The following is a 15,809-nucleotide window of genomic DNA, read 5'->3' as shown; positions in this document are numbered from 1 at the left end:
CAGGCAGGAGGCCGAGTGAACGCCCCCGACCTCATGCCCGCCAAACCCCGACAGACGAAGGCGAAGAACCCCTTCTACGACGACGTGGACGGCCTGGAGCGTCCCACCCGCCCCGGCCCGGTCCCCGACCCGGCCGTGTTCCAGGGCCTGGCCGGTCACACCGTTCGGGAACTGGACCCGACCACGGAGGCCGACCCGGTCGGCGTGCTGGTTAACCTGCTCTCCGGCGCCGGAGCGCTGCTCGGCCCCAGCGCCGCGGGCAAGGCCGACTCCTGCCCGCACCTGCGCATCGGCAACGACCGCCACCCCGCCCTGATCTGGGGCCTGACGATCGGCGCGACCGCCGCCGGCCGCAAGGGCGCCGCCACCAACACCGCCCGCCTGGTCCTGTCCGCCGCCGCCCCCGGCTTCGCCAAGGACAACTGCCTGTCCGGTCTGTCCTCCGGCGAAGGCCTGATCGAGGCCGTGCGCGACGGCGACCCGACCAAGAAGGACGACCCCGGCCACATCGACAAGCGCCGCTTGATCGTGGAGTCCGAGTACGGCATCACCATGGCCCGCGCCCGCCGCGAGGGATCCTCCCTCGGCGGCGTCCTGCGCCAGGCCTGGAACGGCGAAGACCTCGGCGTCATGAACCGCGAAGCCCTCAAAGCCACCGCCCCGCACATCGCGATCATCGGCCACATCAGCCCCCGCGAACTGCGCGCCAAGATGCAGGACTCCGAGATGGCCGGCGGCACCTACAACCGCTACCTGCCGATCTTCGTCCACCGCAACCTGATCCTCGCCGAATCCCGCGGCGCCGACCCCGGGCTGGTGGAAAGCCTCGCCGCCACCTGGCGCGCCGCCCTCGCCGACGCCAGCCAGGCCGGAGAGGTCACCCTCGCCGAACCCGCCCGCAAGCTCTGGCGAGACGACATCTACCCGGCCCTGTGCGGGGACGAGGACGGAGACGGCCCCCTCGCCGAGTTCACCGCCCGCGCCGCCCCCTACACCCTGCGCCTGGCCATGGTCTACGCCCTGCTCGACCGCCGACGGCAGATCGAGGAGGAGCACCTGCGGGCTGCCCATGCCCTCGTGAACTACTCCCGGGCCTCCGCCGCCCACGTCCTCGGCATGGACGAACACACCACCGGAGACCGCAAGCTCGACAAGCTCGCCGCCGCCGTCCGCGCCGCCGGGGCCCGCGGTCTGACCGGCGATGAGGTCTACCGGCTCTTCAAGAAGTCCAGCAAGGACGAGCGGGACCGCCTGGTCGCCGCCCTGCTCCAGATCGAGGGCTACGGCAGTGCCCAGGTGCCCGGCGCCGGCCGCCACGCGACCGTCCTGCTCTACGCCCCGCCCACCACCTGAGGGGTGGAAAGGGTGGAAAGGGGTGCTAAGCCCTCCCACCTGCGAAGACACGAAGCACGGAGAGGGTGGAAAGGGGGTGGAAAGGGGGGTGGAAAGCCCCCCGCCCCTCCCGCCGGGGTCGGATGCCCGACCCTTTCCACCCCCTTTCCACCCCCCTTTCCACCCCCACCTCTTGCCATAAAAGCCCAGGTCACCGGGCTTAGCACCCCTTTCCACCCTTTCCACCCCCACCGTCGGAGGCTTCGCCATGCCCTTGAAGGGCCGTAGCACGGGCACCGATTCGATCGTCCGCCCCCTGCCGATCAGCTACCTCGAACCCGAGGACGTCGCCGAGCTGTTCAAGGTCCCGCTGGAGACCGTCTACCAGTGGCGCCGCAAGCGCACCGGCCCGCCCGGATTCCGGGTCGGTCGGCACCTCCGCTACCACCCCGACGCCGTCGCCCAGTGGGTGGCGGACCAGAGCCGAGAGGCGGCCTGACCCATGGCTGGACACATCCAGGACCGCTGGTACAAGACCGAGATCGGCCCCGACGACAAGCCGCGGCGAGTCCGCACCGACCGCTACGGCAAGGGGATGCGCTACCGGGCCCGCTACGTCGGCCCCGATGGCAACGAGAAGAGCAAGAGCTTCCCCGACCGCCAGAAGCGCCTGGCCGAGATCTGGCTGATCGACACCGAGGCTGACATGTCCCGCGGCCAGTACGTCGACCCGAAGGCGTCCCGGACGACGTTCCAGCAGTTCGCGGCGAGGTGGTTGGCGGCGCAGACCACCGACCCGGCGAGCCAGGTTCTGGTGGAGACGCGCTTGCGGCTGCACGCGTTCCCCCGGATCGGCCGGCGCCCGCTCGATTCGTTCCGGCCGTCCCACATCCAGGAGCTGGTCAAGGAGCTGGAGCAGAGCCCGATCTCGGGCAGCTACGCCCGGAACATCTACTCGGATGTGCGGGCGGTGCTCTCGGCCGCCGTGGACGACGGTCTTCTGAACCGCAACCCGTGCGGTGCCGCGTCGGTCCGCCCGCCAGCCGTCGAGGCCCGACGCATCGTGCCTTGGCTTCCTGAGCAGGTCTTCGCGGTTCGCGGGGCCCTGCCGGAGCGCTACCAGGCAATGGCGGACCTCGGCGCGGGATGTGGGCTTCGCCAGGGTGAGATCGTCGGACTCGCGGAGGACGACGCGCTCGACTTCGAGACGGGCACCGTGCGGGTCCTCCGGCAGGTGAAGCAGATCCGGGGGAAGGCGGTGTTCGCTCCCCCGAAGTGCAGCAAGGAGCGCGACGTCCCGCTCCCCAGCTCGGTCGCCGCTGCCATCCGCGCCCACATGGACGCGTACAAGCCCGTACCGGTCACGCTCCCGTGGAAGACCCCCGACGGGCCGAAGAGGACCTATCGGCTGCTGTTCACCAACACCGCCGACGGGCTGGTCTGGCGGAGCAACTTCAACCTCCAGGAGTGGAAGCCCGCGATTGCTGCGGCCGGCCTCATCCCGACCCCGCGCCCAGGCGAGGCCTACGCCTCCGCACGGGAGCACGGGATGCACGCCTTGCGGCACTTCTACGCCTCGGTGCTGCTGGACGCCGGGGAGAGCATCCGGGCCGTGAGCGACTACCTCGGCCACGCGGACCCGGCCCTGACGCTCCGGGTGTACGCCCACCTCATGCCGAACAGCCAGGACCGGGCCCGAAAGGCCGTCGACCGACTGTTCCTGCCGGGCGAACCGGCGGCCTGACGGCCCAGGGACGGCCCAGGGCAAACGCAAAGGCCCCCTATCGGCGGGAAACCCGCTGGTAGGGGGCCTTTTGTCGTTTAGCCCGTCACTGTTCTCCGGGCTTAGGCATGGTTGTTCCAGTGTCGCAGACGCGCGAGGGCCCCGGACGCCGGGCGTCCGGGGCCCTCGCGGGCACTGCGCGGATCAGGTGCCGACGAAGGCCGCCAGGAGCAGCCAGACCACCGGCGCGGTCGGCAGGAGCGAGTCCAGCCGGTCCATGATGCCGCCGTGGCCGGGCAGCAGCGTGCCCATGTCCTTGATCCCGAGGTCGCGCTTGATCATCGACTCGCCCAGGTCTCCCAGGGTCGCGGTGACCGCCGCGCAGCCGCCCAGGATCAGGCCCTGCCACCAGCTGCCGCCGTCGATGATCAGCTGCATCAGCAGCGCGCCGGCCAGCATCGACAGGCCGATGCCGCCGGCCAGGCCCTCGCGGGTCTTGCCGGGGCTGATCGTCGGGGCCAGCTTGGTCCGGCCGAACTTGTAGCCGACGGCGTAGGCGCCGGTGTCGCTGCAGATCGTGACGATCAGGAAGAGCACGATCCGCTGGGGGCCGTCGTCGGCCGCCAGCATCATCGCCACGAAGGTGGCCAGGAACGGCACGTAGAAGGCGGTGAACACCCCTGCCGTTATGTCCCGCAGGTAGTTCTCGGGCGGCTCGGCCATCCGCCAGACCATCACCGCCAGCCCGGTCAGTGCGAGCGAGGCCGCGGCCCACTGGATCCCGGACCAGTAGCCGGTGGCGACCATGGCGATGCCGCCCGCGACCAGCGGGATCAGCGGCGCCTTGATCTCCTTGCGCTCGGCGAGCCGGCTGGTCAGCTCCCAGACGCCGACCGCGACGGCGGCCATCACGACGACCAGGAACAGCGCCTTCACCACGAACAGCGAGGCGACGATCACCGCGCCGAGGCCGACCCCGACGCCTATGGCGGCCTGGAGGTTACGGCCTCCGCGCTGCTTGCGCGGCTGCGGCTGCGGGTCGGGCTGGGCGGCCACGGGTGTCTCCTGCCCTGGGTGGGACGACGGCACGAAGTGGGGCTGCCCGGCCGCCGGGTGGCTGGGCGGCGGCGCGGGATGCACCGGAGCCCCCGGGTACGGCGGGGTGCCGTGGCCGGGGGCTGGGGCGGCGTCGTCGGATATCGCGCGCAGCACGACCGTCTCCGTCACGCCGGACGGCGGGGTCCCGGGCTGCTCGTCCCGGAAGAGCGGGCCGCTCAGCCGGCCGGCCTCCCGGGCCGGGCCCTCGGCGGGGTCGGCCGGACCACCGGCGTCGGACCGACCCGCAGCCGGACCGTGGCCGGCCGGACCGCGACCGGGCGGACGGTGGCCGGCCGGACCGCGACCGGGCGGACGGTGGCCGGACGGGCCGTGGCCGAGCGGACCGCCGAGGCCGGGCACGCCCGGGAGCGGGCCGGGGTCGGCCGGTACGGGAGGCATGACCTGAGTCTCCTCCGCGTCACCGCCCCAGTACACCGGAGGCTGCTGCGAGTGATCCGAACGGAGGCCCTGGTCCGCCGGGACGGCACCCGGCCCGCCCGGGGACATGCCGTGGCCGCCCGGGTGGTCGGGGTGGTGTCCCCGGACCGGCGCCGAGGGCTGCTCGCCGTACCCCGGCGCCGGGTGGGCCGGGGTACGGGGTGCCTGCGGCTGCGGCGCCGGGCGGTAGGGCTGGAACTGCTGGTCGGACGGGCCCCAGTAGCCGGGGGCGTCAGGGGCGTCGTTCATCAGACCTCAAGCAGCTCGGATTCCTTGTGCTTCAGCAGCTCGTCGATCTGGGCCACGTACCGGGCCGTGGTGTCGTCGAGCTCCTTCTCGGAACGGCGGCCGTCGTCCTCGCCGACCTCGCCGTCCTTGACCAGCTTGTCGATGGCGTCCTTGGCCTTACGGCGCACCGAACGGATCGAGACCTTGGCGTCCTCGCCCTTGGTGCGGGCGATCTTGATGAACTCCCGGCGGCGCTCCTCGGTGAGCTCCGGCAGCACCACGCGGATGATCGAACCGTCGTTGGACGGGTTGACACCCAGGTCGGAGTCGCGGATCGCCTGCTCGATGGCCTTCAGCGCGGTCTTGTCGAACGGCGAGACGACCGCCATCCGCGGCTCCGGCACCGAGAACGAGGCCAGCTGGTTGATCGGCGTCTTGGCGCCGTAGTACTCGGCGACGATCTTGGCGAACATCGCCGGGTGCGCACGGCCGGTGCGGATGGCCGCGAAGTCGTCCTTCGCGTGGGCGACGGCCTTCTCCATCTTCTCCTCGGCTTCGAGGAGGGTCTCTTCGATCACTGTGGTCTCCCTGTCCGGTTCATCTGCGGTTGTTCCGACCGGTGTCGGAGCGGCGGCCGGTCGCGGCTCCCGCACCGTCCCGTACGGCTGGTTGCTGCTCAGGCCCGGACAGAATCCTGGCTGATGAGTGTGCCGATCTTCTCACTCTTCACCGCGCGCGCGATATTGCCCTCCGCCAGCAGTTCGAAGACCAGCATCGGGAGGTTGTTGTCCTTGCACAGCGTGATCGCGGTGAGGTCGGCGACCTTGAGGTCGCGCGCGATGACCTCGGAGTACTCCAGCGCGTCGAACTTGACCGCGTCCGGGTTGGTCCGCGGGTCGGAGTCGTAGACGCCGTCCACGCCGTTCTTGCCCATCAGCAGGACGTCGGCGTGGATCTCCAGCGCGCGCTGGACGGCCGTGGTGTCGGTGGAGAAGTAGGGCATGCCCATACCCGCGCCGAAGATCACCACGCGGCCCTTCTCCAGGTGCCGGACGGCGCGCAGCGGCAGGTACGGCTCGGCGACCTGGCCCATGGTGATGGCGGTCTGGACCCGGGTCTCGATGCCCTCCTTGACCAGGAAGTCCTGCAGCGCCAGGCAGTTCATGACGGTGCCGAGCATGCCCATGTAGTCGGACCGGGCCCGGTCCATGCCGCGGACCTGCAGCTCGGCGCCCCGGAAGAAGTTGCCGCCGCCGATGACCACCGCGACCTCGGTACCGGCGCGGACGACCGTGGCGATCTCCCGGGCGATCGCGTGCACGACGTCCGGGTCGACGCCGAGCCCGCCACCACCGGCGAAGGCCTCACCGGACAGCTTGAGCAGCACCCGGCGGCTCGTGCCGGCCTTGGGGTCCTGCGCGGTCTCCTGCGTCTCCTGCATGGACTTCTCCTTTTTGCACCTACTGGTCACAGGCGCGGGTGTGCGGATGCCCCGCCTGCGCGTACACGCGAGGAGGCCACTGCCGCGGGAACCGGTTCGGTGTCCTGCACGGCAATGGCCTCCTCGTCGTTCATGGTGCCGACGCGAGCCCGCCCGTAAGCGGATGGCGCTGGGTGAGCCCGTTCGGCGTCCCGCCCTGGTCAGCGGGCGGGGGCGGTTCCCAGCCTAAGGGGGCCGGGAACCCGGTGGAACGTGGCTCAGGCGCCGACGCGGAAGCGGGCGAAGCGCTTGAGGGCGACGCCGTTCTCCTCAAGGACCTTGGCGACGGTCTTCTTGTTGTCCTTCGCGAAGGCCTGCTCCAGGACGGAGTTCTCCTTGACGAAGCCGGTGACGCGACCCTCGACGATCTTCGGCAGGGCGGCCTCCGGCTTGCCCTCCTCGCGGGCGGTGGCCTCGGCGACGCGGCGCTCGTTGTCGAGCTCCTCGGCCGGGATCTCCTCGCGGGACAGGTACTTCGGCGCGAAGGCGGCGATGTGCTGCGCGACGTCCTTGGCGACCTCGGCGTTCTCCTTGTCCAGCTCGACCAGGACGCCGACGGCCGGCGGCAGGTCGGGGCTGGTCTTGTGCAGGTAGACCGCGACGAAGCCGTCACCGTCGAACTGGGCGAAGCGACGGAAGACGATCTTCTCGCCCAGGGTCGCGTTGGCCTCGTCCACGAACTGCTGGACGGTCTTGCCGGCCTCGATCTCGGAGGCCAGGGCGGCGTCCAGGTCGGCCGGGGCGGTCTTGGCGACGTGGGCGGCGATCGCGTCGGCGACCTTGACGAAGTTGTCACCCTTGGCGACGAAGTCGGTCTCGCAGTTGAGCTCGACCAGGACGCCGGACTTCTTGTCCTCGGCGATCAGCGCGGCGACGGCGCCGTTGGAGGCGTCACGGCCCTCGCGCTTGGCAACGCCCTTCTGGCCCTTGATGCGAAGGAGCTCGACGGCCTTCTCGACGTTGCCCTCGGCCTCGTCCAGGGCCTTCTTGCAGTCCATCATGCCGGCGCCGGTGAGCTCACGGAGCTTCTTGACGTCCGCGGCGGTGAAGTTCGCCATGGTGTGAATCTCTTCTCGCGTCTCGCGTGTCTGCGTGGAGTGGCGCCGGGACCGATGGTTCGGCCCCGGCGCGGGAGAGAGGGGCACCTGCCGGCGTCGTACCGGCGGGTGCCCCTCACCCTTGGTACGTCAGGCCTGCTCGGCCGGAGCCTCGGCGGCCGGGGCCTCGGTGGCCGGAGCCTCGGCGGCGGCGGGGGCCTCCTCGGCCTTCTTCTCGCCCTCGATGAGGTCCTTCTCCCAGTCGGCCAGCGGCTGGTCGGCGCCCGGCTCGGCCTTGGCGTCGCCCTTGGCGACACCGGCGCGGGACTTCAGGCCCTCGGCCACGGCGTCGGCGATCACGCGGGTCAGCAGGGTGACGGAGCGGATGGCGTCGTCGTTGCCCGGGATCTTGTAGTCGACCTCGTCCGGGTCACAGTTGGTGTCGAGGATGGCGACGACCGGGATGTTGAGCTTCCGGGCCTCGCCGACCGCGATGTGCTCCTTCTTGGTGTCCACGATCCAGACGGCGCTGGGAACGCGCTGCATGTCGCGGATACCGCCGAGGGTCTTCTCCAGCTTGTCGTGCTCGCGCTGGAGGACCAGGAGCTCCTTCTTGGTGAGGCCGGAACCGGCCACGTCCGAGAAGTCCAGCTCGCCGAGCTCCTTCAGGCGCTGCAGGCGCTTGTAGACGGTCGAGAAGTTGGTCAGCATGCCGCCGAGCCAGCGCTGGTTCACGTAGGGCATGCCCACGCGGGTGGCCTGCTCGGCGATGGCCTCCTGGGCCTGCTTCTTCGTGCCGACGAAGAGGACGCTGCCGCCGTGGGCAACGGTCTCCTTGATGAACTCGAAGGCGCGGTCGATGTAGTTCAGCGACTGCAGGAGGTCGATGATGTAGATGCCGTTGCGCTCGGTGATGATGAAGCGCTTCATCTTCGGGTTCCAGCGGCGGGTCTGGTGACCGAAGTGGACGCCGCTCTCCAGCAGCTCCCGCATCGTGACGACGGCCATTGCCGTGCTCCTCAGGTGTTACGGCCCGGCGGCGGCAGCTGGTCTCAGCGATCGCCCGCAGCCGGGTCAGTCTCGGTTTGTCCGTGGCGGCCAGGTGACAGCCACGCCTGACGCCCCGAACGTGCCGAGCCGCTCCGACCCGCTCGGCCGGAGACCGATCGGGCTCGGCGGACCGAGCGGCACTCGCACCTGGCGGGGCTGCGGAAGAACCGCGTCCGACCGCCGGTGGCGGGGCGTGCGAAGTCGACCCGGCGGACCGGGTCGCGTGTGAAGTGTACGGGAAGCGCCGAGCGGCGGGCGACTTCACGAGCGGCCGGAGGCCCGCCGAGCACCTGGGAAGAGCCTGGGAGCGGCTGGGCCGGACGGTATCGGCGGTGGCGGTGACGACGGTGCTGTGGCGGTGGCGGCGGGGGTCGCGGCGGTGGCGGCGGGGGTCGCGGCGGTGGCGGCGGCGGTGCCGGCAGCGGTGGTGGCAGTTGCTGAGTCGGCGGCGCGGGAACGGGTGTGCCCGCCGGTCGACCGCCTGCCCGCGGCCCGTCGCGGATATGCCGCCTGTACACCGGATGGCGGCGTTCGTACACCCGTTTGGGGGACGTCGGTCGGTCGCGGGAGCGTTTTGTCCACAGGAATCCGGATTCGGGTGGCGCGGGGGCGGCCCGGCGGCGAGCCTTCGCGCATGACTGCTCGTAGATGGTGCGTCGGGGTTCGGCGGCTGGTCGCCGTGGGGGTGGTGCTGGGGGTGGTGGGCGTGCTCGGGACGCCGACGGCGGGGGCGGTGGGGAGGGTGAGGACGGCAGGAGCGGGGCGGGTGGCAGGAGCGGGGCGGGTGGTGGGGGCGGTGGGTGCGGGACCCGCGGTGGGGCTCTCGGGCGGTGGCTCCGGGGGCGGCTCGGGCGGTGGCTCCGGAGGTGACTCGGTCGGTGGCGCCGGAGGTGACTCGGCTGGCGGCTCCGGTCCGCGCGGGACGCGGGCGTGGCCGCTGGGCGGGCCCGGGGCGCTCCTGGGGCGCTTCGATCCGCCCGCGAAACCCTGGGCCGCCGGACACCGCGGGGTGGACCTCGCCGCCGAGAACGGGGCGGAGGTACGGGCGGCGGCCGGCGGGGTGGTCACGTTCTCCGGACTGGTGGCGGGCCGTCCCGTGGTCACGGTCACCCACCCGGGCTCGGGCACTCCCCCGCTCCGGACCACCTACCTGCCGGTCACCGGCCTCCTCCCGACCGGCACCGCGGTGGCCGCCGGAGAAGTGATCGGTCGGCTCGCCCCGGACGGGCGACACTGTGCCGCGCGTGCGTGCCTGCACTGGGGGCTGCTGCGCGGTGGCCGCTACCTGGACCCGCTGGCCCTGTTCGGTGCGGGCGCGGCACGGCTGCTGCCGTTGCACCCGGGGCCGCAGCAGGACGAACGGCCGGTCACGCCCGGCTGAGGCCGTGCAGCGCGAGGGCGACGGCGGTGTCCGCGATCTCCTCGGGGCTCTCGGTCAGGCAACCGGTGCGCGCGGTGGCCGGCTGCTCGGCTCGGCGGACGGCCGACTCCACGACCCCCTGCAGCAGCGCCGCAGCGAGCCGGGGCCGCTCGTGGCCCAGATCCTCCAGCGCGCGGACGACCAGGCCGGCCAGCCGTCCGTGGGCCGCCCGGATCCGCTCGCGCGCGGCCTCGTCGAGCTCCAGCGCCGAGATCGCCACGACCGCCCGGTGACGCGGGTCGGCCGCCAGCGCCAGCTGGCCCCGGACGTACGCCTCGATCCGCTCGGCGGCGGTGTCGCAGCTCTCCATCCCGGCCTCGATCTCGGCCGCCCAGAGCGGGAAGTCCACCTCGCAGAGCGCCTCGACCACGGCGGCCCGGGAGCGGAAGTACTCGTAGACCGAGGAGCGCGCCAGCCCGGTGCGCGCGGCGAGCGCGGGGAAGGTCAGGGCCTCCTTGCCGCCCTCGGTGAGCAGGGTGCGGGCAGCGTCGAGGAGGGCTGCCCGCTGCAGCTGGCGATGCTCGGCCACCGTGGCCGCTCGGATCTTCGGCACGCTCCCACTGTACGGAGCCCTACGCGCGGCCGATAAGGCGCCGCGCATGAGGAGCCGGCCCGGGCAGCCGCAGGCGACGCCGGCAGTCCTGGTAAGCCGGGCAGTCCCGGCAGGTCCGGCAGTCCCGGCGGCCGCGGCAGTCCCGGGCAGGTCCGGCGGCCGCGGCGGCCCCGCTGCCGAGTGGGCGCGCGACCGGATCCGCGCGCTAGCGGACGTCCGAGAGCTTGGCGCGCAGCTGGAGGACGGACTTGGTGTGGATCTGGCTCACCCGACTCTCCGTCACCCCCAGCACCTGCCCGATCTCGGCGAGGGTGAGACCTTCGTAGTAGTAGAGCGTCACCACGGTCTTCTCCCGCTCGGGCAGGGTGTTGACGGCCTGGGCCAGCAACCTGCGCAGCTCGCGGTCCTCGGCCACCTCGACCGGGTTGTCCGCGCCGTGGTCCTCCAGGGTGTCCACCAGGCTCAGCCGGTCGCCGCCCTCCCCCACCGGGTGGAGCAGCTCGTCCAGCGCCACCACGTTGGCGAGCGACAGCTGGCTGAAGATGGCGTGCAGGTCCTCGATCGCGATGCCCATCTCGGCCGCGACCTCCGGGTCGTGCGGCGTCCGGCGCAGCCGGGCCTCCAACGTCGCGTACGTCCGCTCGACCGCCTTCGCCTTCTGCCGCACCGAGCGCGGGATCCAGTCCAGGGCGCGCAGCTCGTCGATGATCGCGCCGCGGATCCGGCTGATCGCGTAGGTCTCGAACTTGATGGCGCGGTCGATGTCGAACTTCTCGATCGCGTCGATCAGCCCGAAGACCCCGGAGGAGACGAAGTCCGCCTGCTCGACGTTGGAGGGCAGACCGACCCCGACCCGCCCCGCCACGTACTTGACGAGCGGTGAGTAGTGCAGGATCAGCTGCTCACGCAGCCGCTGGTCGCCGGTCTCCTTGTAGGAGCGCCAGAGTTCTTCGAGTGCGCTGCGGCCCCGGACCGCGACGTCCCTGCCGGCCTGCCCGGCCTGCCCGGTGTCTCCGGGCGGGTCGGCGGGAGTGCCCACCGGCACGTCGGCGGCACGGACCGCCTCGGCCCCCTGGGTCGCCTCCGCGGGCTGGCCTGGCACCACCGTCGGCCGGCCGCCCTGCCGCGACAGGCCTCCCATCGTCCCCGCCGACTTGGACGGGAACTCGGTCGAGGGGCGCCGCTCGGTCCTCGGCCCTCCCGAGGACCGAGCGCCACCGGTCACTCTGTGTCCGGGAATGTGTGTGGGCATGCGTTGGTCTGCGCCGTTCTGCCGAGTCATGTGCTGATAGGGAAGGCATGTGGAGCGTAGCGTGACCGACTCACTGCAAAGCGCTACCGCCACTCGGTCGTCCCCCGATCCGGTGGCGTTCACTCACCGGATCCGGGCACACGAGCGGAAGAACCGGATCAGCAGGTCAGCCGGGCGGTTCGGACACGCCCTCCCCCGGCGCACGGGTGTTCTCCGCTCCGGCGGTCACCTCCTCCGCACCATGCGCCAGTGCGCGCCGTGTCGCTCGACGTAGCCGAGCGAGCCCAACTCGTAGAGCCGCTGGAGCACTTCGTCCGGCGGAAGCCCGGACTTACGGGCCAGCCGCTCCACCGGCGCGCCCTCCGCCGTCGCCGGCACGGCCTCCAGGACCCTGGCCACCGCGGGCTCCAGCAGGTCGCGCGGCAGCACCGGTCCGCTGCGCTGCGGGGCCAGGTCGTCCCCGATCGCCCCGATCAGCTCGGTGATCTCGGCCGCGTCGGTGACCAGGGTGGCGCCGCCGCTGCGGATCAGGGCGTGCACACCGGCCGAGAGCTCCGAGGTCACCGGGCCGGCGACGCCCATGGTGTGGCGGTTGAGGTCGCGCGCGCGTCTCGCCGTGCTCAGGGCTCCACTGCGGACCGCCGCCTCCACCACCACGGTGCCCCGGGTGAGTGCCGCGATGACCCGGTTGCGGAGGACGAAGCGGAAGCGCGTCGGGTGCTCCCCGGGCGGGAGTTCACTGACCAGCAGGCCCTGGACACCGATCCGTCGGATCAGTTCGGCGTTCCCCTTGGGATAGGCCACGTCGACTCCGCAGGCGAGCACCGCGACTGTCATCCCGCCGACGGCGAGTGCGCCGCGGTGCGCGGCCGCGTCGATCCCGTAGGCGGCGCCGGACACCACCACCCAACCGCGCTCGGCGAGTTGGGCCGACAGCTCTCCGGCGACATGAGCGCCGTAGGCCGTGCAGGCGCGGGAGCCCACCATCGCGACCGAGCGGAGCGCGAGCAGCCGCAGCGAGCCGGTGCCGGTCGTCCAGAGGCCGATGGGACGTCCGTCCCCGAGGTCGTCGAGTTGACTGGGCCATTCCGTGTCCCCCGGAATGATGAACCGTCCACCGACGCGCCGTACCCGTTTCAGGTCCGTCTCCGGGTCCGGCCCCGGGAGCCTCGCCTGGTACCCGGTCAGCCGGGTGGAGTCGAGCCCGGGGTGGTCGGGCACCGTACCGTCCCGGATCGCCCGGACCACCTCGACGGCGGGGAGCTGTCCGAGCCAGCGGCCGATCACCGCGTCGCCCGGTTCGCTGAGCCGGCTGAGCACGACGCGGGCGAGGCGCTCGGGTTCGGACGCCGTCGCGGCGACGGCCGGGTCGGCCTCGACCCCGGTCGTGCCGTGGGGGTGCTGCACCGGCTGGTTCATGCCTCGTCCTCCGCGTTCCCGGTCCGCTCGCTGCCCCGCCCCGGCGGTCCGTCCTCCGGCGGACCGCCGCGCTGGGCCGGGATGCCCCCGAGGCGGCCGAAGATCCGTTCGGTCAGTGGCAGCCCGTGCTCCACCCCCGTGCGCAGGACCAGGGCGGTGCGCACGTCCCGCTGGTCCGGCCGGTCGCGGCCGGCGAGGTCGGCGACCGTCCAGGCGACCCGGAGCACCCGGTCCAGACCCCGGGCGGTCAGCATGCCCCGCTCCAGCTGGCGCGCGACGTCGTTGAGCGCGCCGGGCGCGAGCTGCCAGCGCGTGCGCAGCTCGTGGCCCGGCACCTCCGCGTTCGTCCGCCACGGCGTCTCCGCCAGCCGGGCCGCCGCACGCTCCCGGGCGGCCAGCACCCGGGCGGCGACGGTCTCGGTGTTCTCCGCCGAGGCGTCCCGCTCCATGAGTTCGGCCCTCGTCACCGGAGCGACCTGGACCTGGAGGTCGACCCGGTCCAGCAACGGCCCGGAGAGCCGCCCCTGGTAGCGGCTGACCATCGTGGGGGTGCACTCGCAGCCCTCGCCCCGCCGTGAGTGCCGGCCGCACGGGCAGGGATTGGCGGCCAGGCAGAGGAGGAAGCGGGCCGGGAGCCGGAGCGACCCGGCCGATCGGGCGATCACCACCTGCCCCGACTCCAGCGGCTGCCGCAGCGCGTCGAGCACCCGGACCGGGAACTCCGGCGCCTCGTCCAGGAACAGCACGCCCCGGTGGGCCAGTGAGACGGCTCCCGGCCTCGGCAGCCCGCTGCCGCCGCCGACGATCGCGGGCATCGTGGTGGAGTGGTGCGGGGCGCAGTAGGGCGCGGTGTCGATCAGCGGGCGCCCGACCGGGAGCAGGCCCGCCACCGAGTGCACGGCGGTGACCTCCAGGGCCTCCTTCTGGGTCAGCGGCGGGAGCAGCGCGGGCAGCCGCTCCGCCAGCATGGTCTTGCCCGCGCCCGGCGGCCCCTTCAGGTAGAGGTGGTGTCCTCCGGCGGCGGCGATCTCCAGGGCTCGCCGTGCCTCGTACTGACCGGCCACGTCGGCCATGTCGAGGCGGGCCGCCCTGTCGTCGGGCAGGCCCCGCACGCCGGCGCTGGGCAGCATCAGCCCGGCCATCAACGGATCCGGTCGGCCGCTGATCGGATCGGGCGGCTCCTCCGGTGCCGTCGCCCCGGTGAGGATCGCGACCAGCTGGCGCAGGCTGCGGACTCCGATCACCGTCACGCCGGGGACGAGCGAGGCCTCGGGCGCGGTCTGCTCGGCGACCACGACCCGTTCGTATCCGGCGTCGGCCGCGGCCAGCACCGAGGGCAGCACCCCGCGGACCGGCCGCACCCGGCCGTCCAGCCCCAGTTCGCCGATGACCAGCAGTTCGGCGATGGACGACGGGTCGAGCCGCTCGGCGGCGGCCAGCACGGCACAGGCCACCGCGAGGTCGAAGCCGCTGCCGCTCTTGGGCACCGAGGCGGGGCTGAGGCCGACCGTCAGCTTGCGCTGCGGCCAGGCCTCGCCGCTGTTCACCACCGCGGCGCGGACCCGGTCACGGGCCTCGGTGAGCGCCTTGTCGGGCAGGCCGACCAGGGTGAACGCGGCCACCCCGGGCTCCAGATCGGCCTGGACCTCGACGATCACCCCGTCGACGCCGACCAGCGCGACGGAGCAGGTACGGGCGAAGGCCATCTCAGACCACCCCCCGCAGGTGGTCGACCAGGGCCGCACCCCGCGCCCGGTTGACCACGGCGACCAGGTCGATCCGCACCCCGCCCGGCGGGGCGGGCGGCCAGTGCGGATCCGTCGGCGCCACGTCGTCGTCGGCCCCGGCCAGCCGGGCGAAGTGGCCGGGCCAGCGCTCGGCCATCCAGCGCTCGGCCAGGCGCTGCAGCCGTGCGGCCTTGGCCCGGTCGATGGCCTCGGTGGGCTGCTGGAACCCCCGCTCGGAGCGGGTCTTCACCTCGCAGACCGCCACGGTGTCGCCGTCGAGGGCGACGATGTCCAGCTCGCCCTCGACGCAGCGCCAGTTGCGGTCGAGGATGCGGAGCCCGGCCTCCGCCAGGCGGCGGGCGGCGACCCGCTCCCCGTAGCGGCCGAGCCCGGTCCGGGTGCTGCGGTCCGACGCTCCCCGCGGCTTCTTCCCGGCTCCGGCCGGGGCCGGTGCGGCGGTGTCCGGTACGGCCGGACCCGGAACAGCCGTGTCCGGTACGGCCTCCAGCGCGGCCGTGTCCGGTACGGCCTGGTCCTGCGTGACGGTGTGCTGCATGGTGACCACCTCCGCCGAGGAGGCTGCACCACCGCGCACCACGAGGCCCGGAAATCACGTTTCCCTGTGGATAACTCGGGCCTGTGGACAACTTCTGTCACCCGCAGGGGTGAGAAGCCCCGTCCCCGCGAAATTCGGCTGGACAACGCGGGGCGGAGTCGTTCAACGTCAGTTCCCGAAGCCGGACTCGTCCGAGGGCAGCTCCAGATCGCTCTTCGCGAGTTCCTCGATGTTCACGTCCTTGAAGGTCAGCACCCGGACCTTGCGGACGAACCGGGCCGGCCGGTACATGTCCCAGACCCACGCATCCGCCATCGACACCTCGAAGAACACCTCGCCCTGGACCGAGTGCACCTGCAGCTCGTAGTCGTTGGTGAGGTAGAACCGTCGCTCGGTCTCGATCACGTACTTGAACAGGCCGACGACGTCCCGGTACTCCCGGTAGAGCTTGAGCTCCATCTCGGTCTCGTACTTTTCGAGATCTTCGGCACTCATC

General features: G+C 72.4%; 15 protein-coding genes. 4 read left to right on the top strand and 11 right to left on the bottom strand.

The genetic code is table 11. From position 1 onward, the window contains the following. Positions 1 to 15 precede the first annotated feature (15 nt). The 3 genes from ACIRST_RS35385 (at position 16) to ACIRST_RS35375 (ending at position 3,076) form a co-directional block, all read left to right on the top strand. On the top strand, positions 16 to 1,353 hold the full coding sequence (locus ACIRST_RS35385; RefSeq protein ID WP_402807657.1) for a DUF3987 domain-containing protein: 1,338 nt from the start codon (positions 16 to 18) through the stop codon (positions 1,351 to 1,353). 247 nt (positions 1,354 to 1,600) lie between these two features. Next, positions 1,601 to 1,831: a helix-turn-helix domain-containing protein gene (locus ACIRST_RS35380; RefSeq protein WP_402807654.1), complete on the top strand. Its 231-nt coding sequence runs from the start codon at positions 1,601 to 1,603 to the stop codon at positions 1,829 to 1,831. 3 nt (positions 1,832 to 1,834) lie between these two features. Further along, positions 1,835 to 3,076, top strand: coding sequence for a tyrosine-type recombinase/integrase (locus ACIRST_RS35375; RefSeq protein WP_402807651.1), 1,242 nt, complete (start codon positions 1,835 to 1,837; stop codon positions 3,074 to 3,076). Between the two features lie 183 nt (positions 3,077 to 3,259). On the opposite strand, the gene ACIRST_RS35370 is transcribed toward ACIRST_RS35375, so the two are convergent. The 5 genes from ACIRST_RS35370 to rpsB all read right to left on the bottom strand — a co-directional run bounded on the left by ACIRST_RS35370 (position 3,260) and on the right by rpsB (position 8,344). Then, positions 3,260 to 4,552 carry a phosphatidate cytidylyltransferase gene (locus ACIRST_RS35370; protein ID WP_402807700.1) on the bottom strand — a complete coding sequence of 431 codons (1,293 nt, stop codon included), beginning with the start codon at positions 4,550 to 4,552 and terminating at the stop codon, positions 3,260 to 3,262. A 287-nt stretch (positions 4,553 to 4,839) separates the two neighbouring features. Next, positions 4,840 to 5,397: a ribosome recycling factor gene (frr, locus tag ACIRST_RS35365; protein WP_350524573.1), complete on the bottom strand. Its 558-nt coding sequence runs from the start codon at positions 5,395 to 5,397 to the stop codon at positions 4,840 to 4,842. A 98-nt stretch (positions 5,398 to 5,495) separates the two neighbouring features. Beyond that, entirely contained in the window at positions 5,496 to 6,260 is a 765-nt protein-coding gene (gene pyrH, locus ACIRST_RS35360) for a UMP kinase (protein ID WP_350524574.1), read from the bottom strand. Between the two features lie 257 nt (positions 6,261 to 6,517). Beyond that, the gene (gene tsf, locus ACIRST_RS35355; RefSeq protein ID WP_350524575.1) at positions 6,518 to 7,357 is read right to left on the bottom strand and encodes a translation elongation factor Ts; all 840 of its coding nucleotides are present in this window, start codon (positions 7,355 to 7,357) and stop codon (positions 6,518 to 6,520) included. A gap of 129 nt (positions 7,358 to 7,486) precedes the next feature. Continuing rightward, on the bottom strand, positions 7,487 to 8,344 hold the full coding sequence (gene rpsB / locus ACIRST_RS35350; protein WP_350524576.1) for a 30S ribosomal protein S2: 858 nt from the start codon (positions 8,342 to 8,344) through the stop codon (positions 7,487 to 7,489). 1,051 nt (positions 8,345 to 9,395) lie between these two features. Between rpsB and ACIRST_RS35345 the strand changes: the two genes are divergently transcribed. Continuing rightward, entirely contained in the window at positions 9,396 to 9,767 is a 372-nt protein-coding gene (locus ACIRST_RS35345) for a M23 family metallopeptidase (protein ID WP_350524577.1), read from the top strand. Here the strand turns inward: ACIRST_RS35345 and ACIRST_RS35340 are convergent. From ACIRST_RS35340 to ACIRST_RS35315, 6 genes are all read right to left on the bottom strand, one after another. Continuing rightward, a complete protein-coding gene (locus ACIRST_RS35340; protein WP_402807697.1) occupies positions 9,754 to 10,335 on the bottom strand; it encodes a TetR/AcrR family transcriptional regulator in 582 nt (193 codons plus the stop codon). The two genes, ACIRST_RS35345 and ACIRST_RS35340, sit on opposite strands and share 14 nt — an antisense overlap. A 229-nt stretch (positions 10,336 to 10,564) precedes the next feature. After that, a complete protein-coding gene (whiG, locus tag ACIRST_RS35335) occupies positions 10,565 to 11,398 on the bottom strand; it encodes an RNA polymerase sigma factor WhiG (protein WP_396551928.1) in 834 nt (277 codons plus the stop codon). Between the two features lie 438 nt (positions 11,399 to 11,836). Further along, positions 11,837 to 13,030, bottom strand: coding sequence for a DNA-processing protein DprA (gene dprA / locus ACIRST_RS35330; protein ID WP_402807647.1), 1,194 nt, complete (start codon positions 13,028 to 13,030; stop codon positions 11,837 to 11,839). Next, the gene (locus ACIRST_RS35325) at positions 13,027 to 14,736 is read right to left on the bottom strand and encodes a YifB family Mg chelatase-like AAA ATPase (RefSeq protein WP_350524580.1); all 1,710 of its coding nucleotides are present in this window, start codon (positions 14,734 to 14,736) and stop codon (positions 13,027 to 13,029) included. Before ACIRST_RS35325 ends, dprA begins: the two co-directional genes overlap by 4 nt. Position 14,737: 1 nt before the next feature. Continuing rightward, positions 14,738 to 15,109, bottom strand: a complete 372-nt coding sequence (locus ACIRST_RS35320; protein WP_402807695.1) for a YraN family protein — start codon at positions 15,107 to 15,109, stop codon at positions 14,738 to 14,740. 372 nt (positions 15,110 to 15,481) lie between these two features. Then, positions 15,482 to 15,808 (bottom strand): DUF2469 domain-containing protein, encoded by a 327-nt coding sequence (locus ACIRST_RS35315; protein ID WP_030056781.1) that lies wholly within the window; start codon positions 15,806 to 15,808, stop codon positions 15,482 to 15,484. Position 15,809: the final 1 nt, after the last annotated feature.

Origin of the sequence: Kitasatospora sp. NPDC101447, assembly GCF_044767225.1 — a bacterium.
Taxonomy (GTDB): domain Bacteria; phylum Actinomycetota; class Actinomycetes; order Streptomycetales; family Streptomycetaceae; genus Kitasatospora.
Note: the sequence above shows the minus strand (reverse complement) of the source record. Positions and strands in the feature narration are given on the sequence as shown.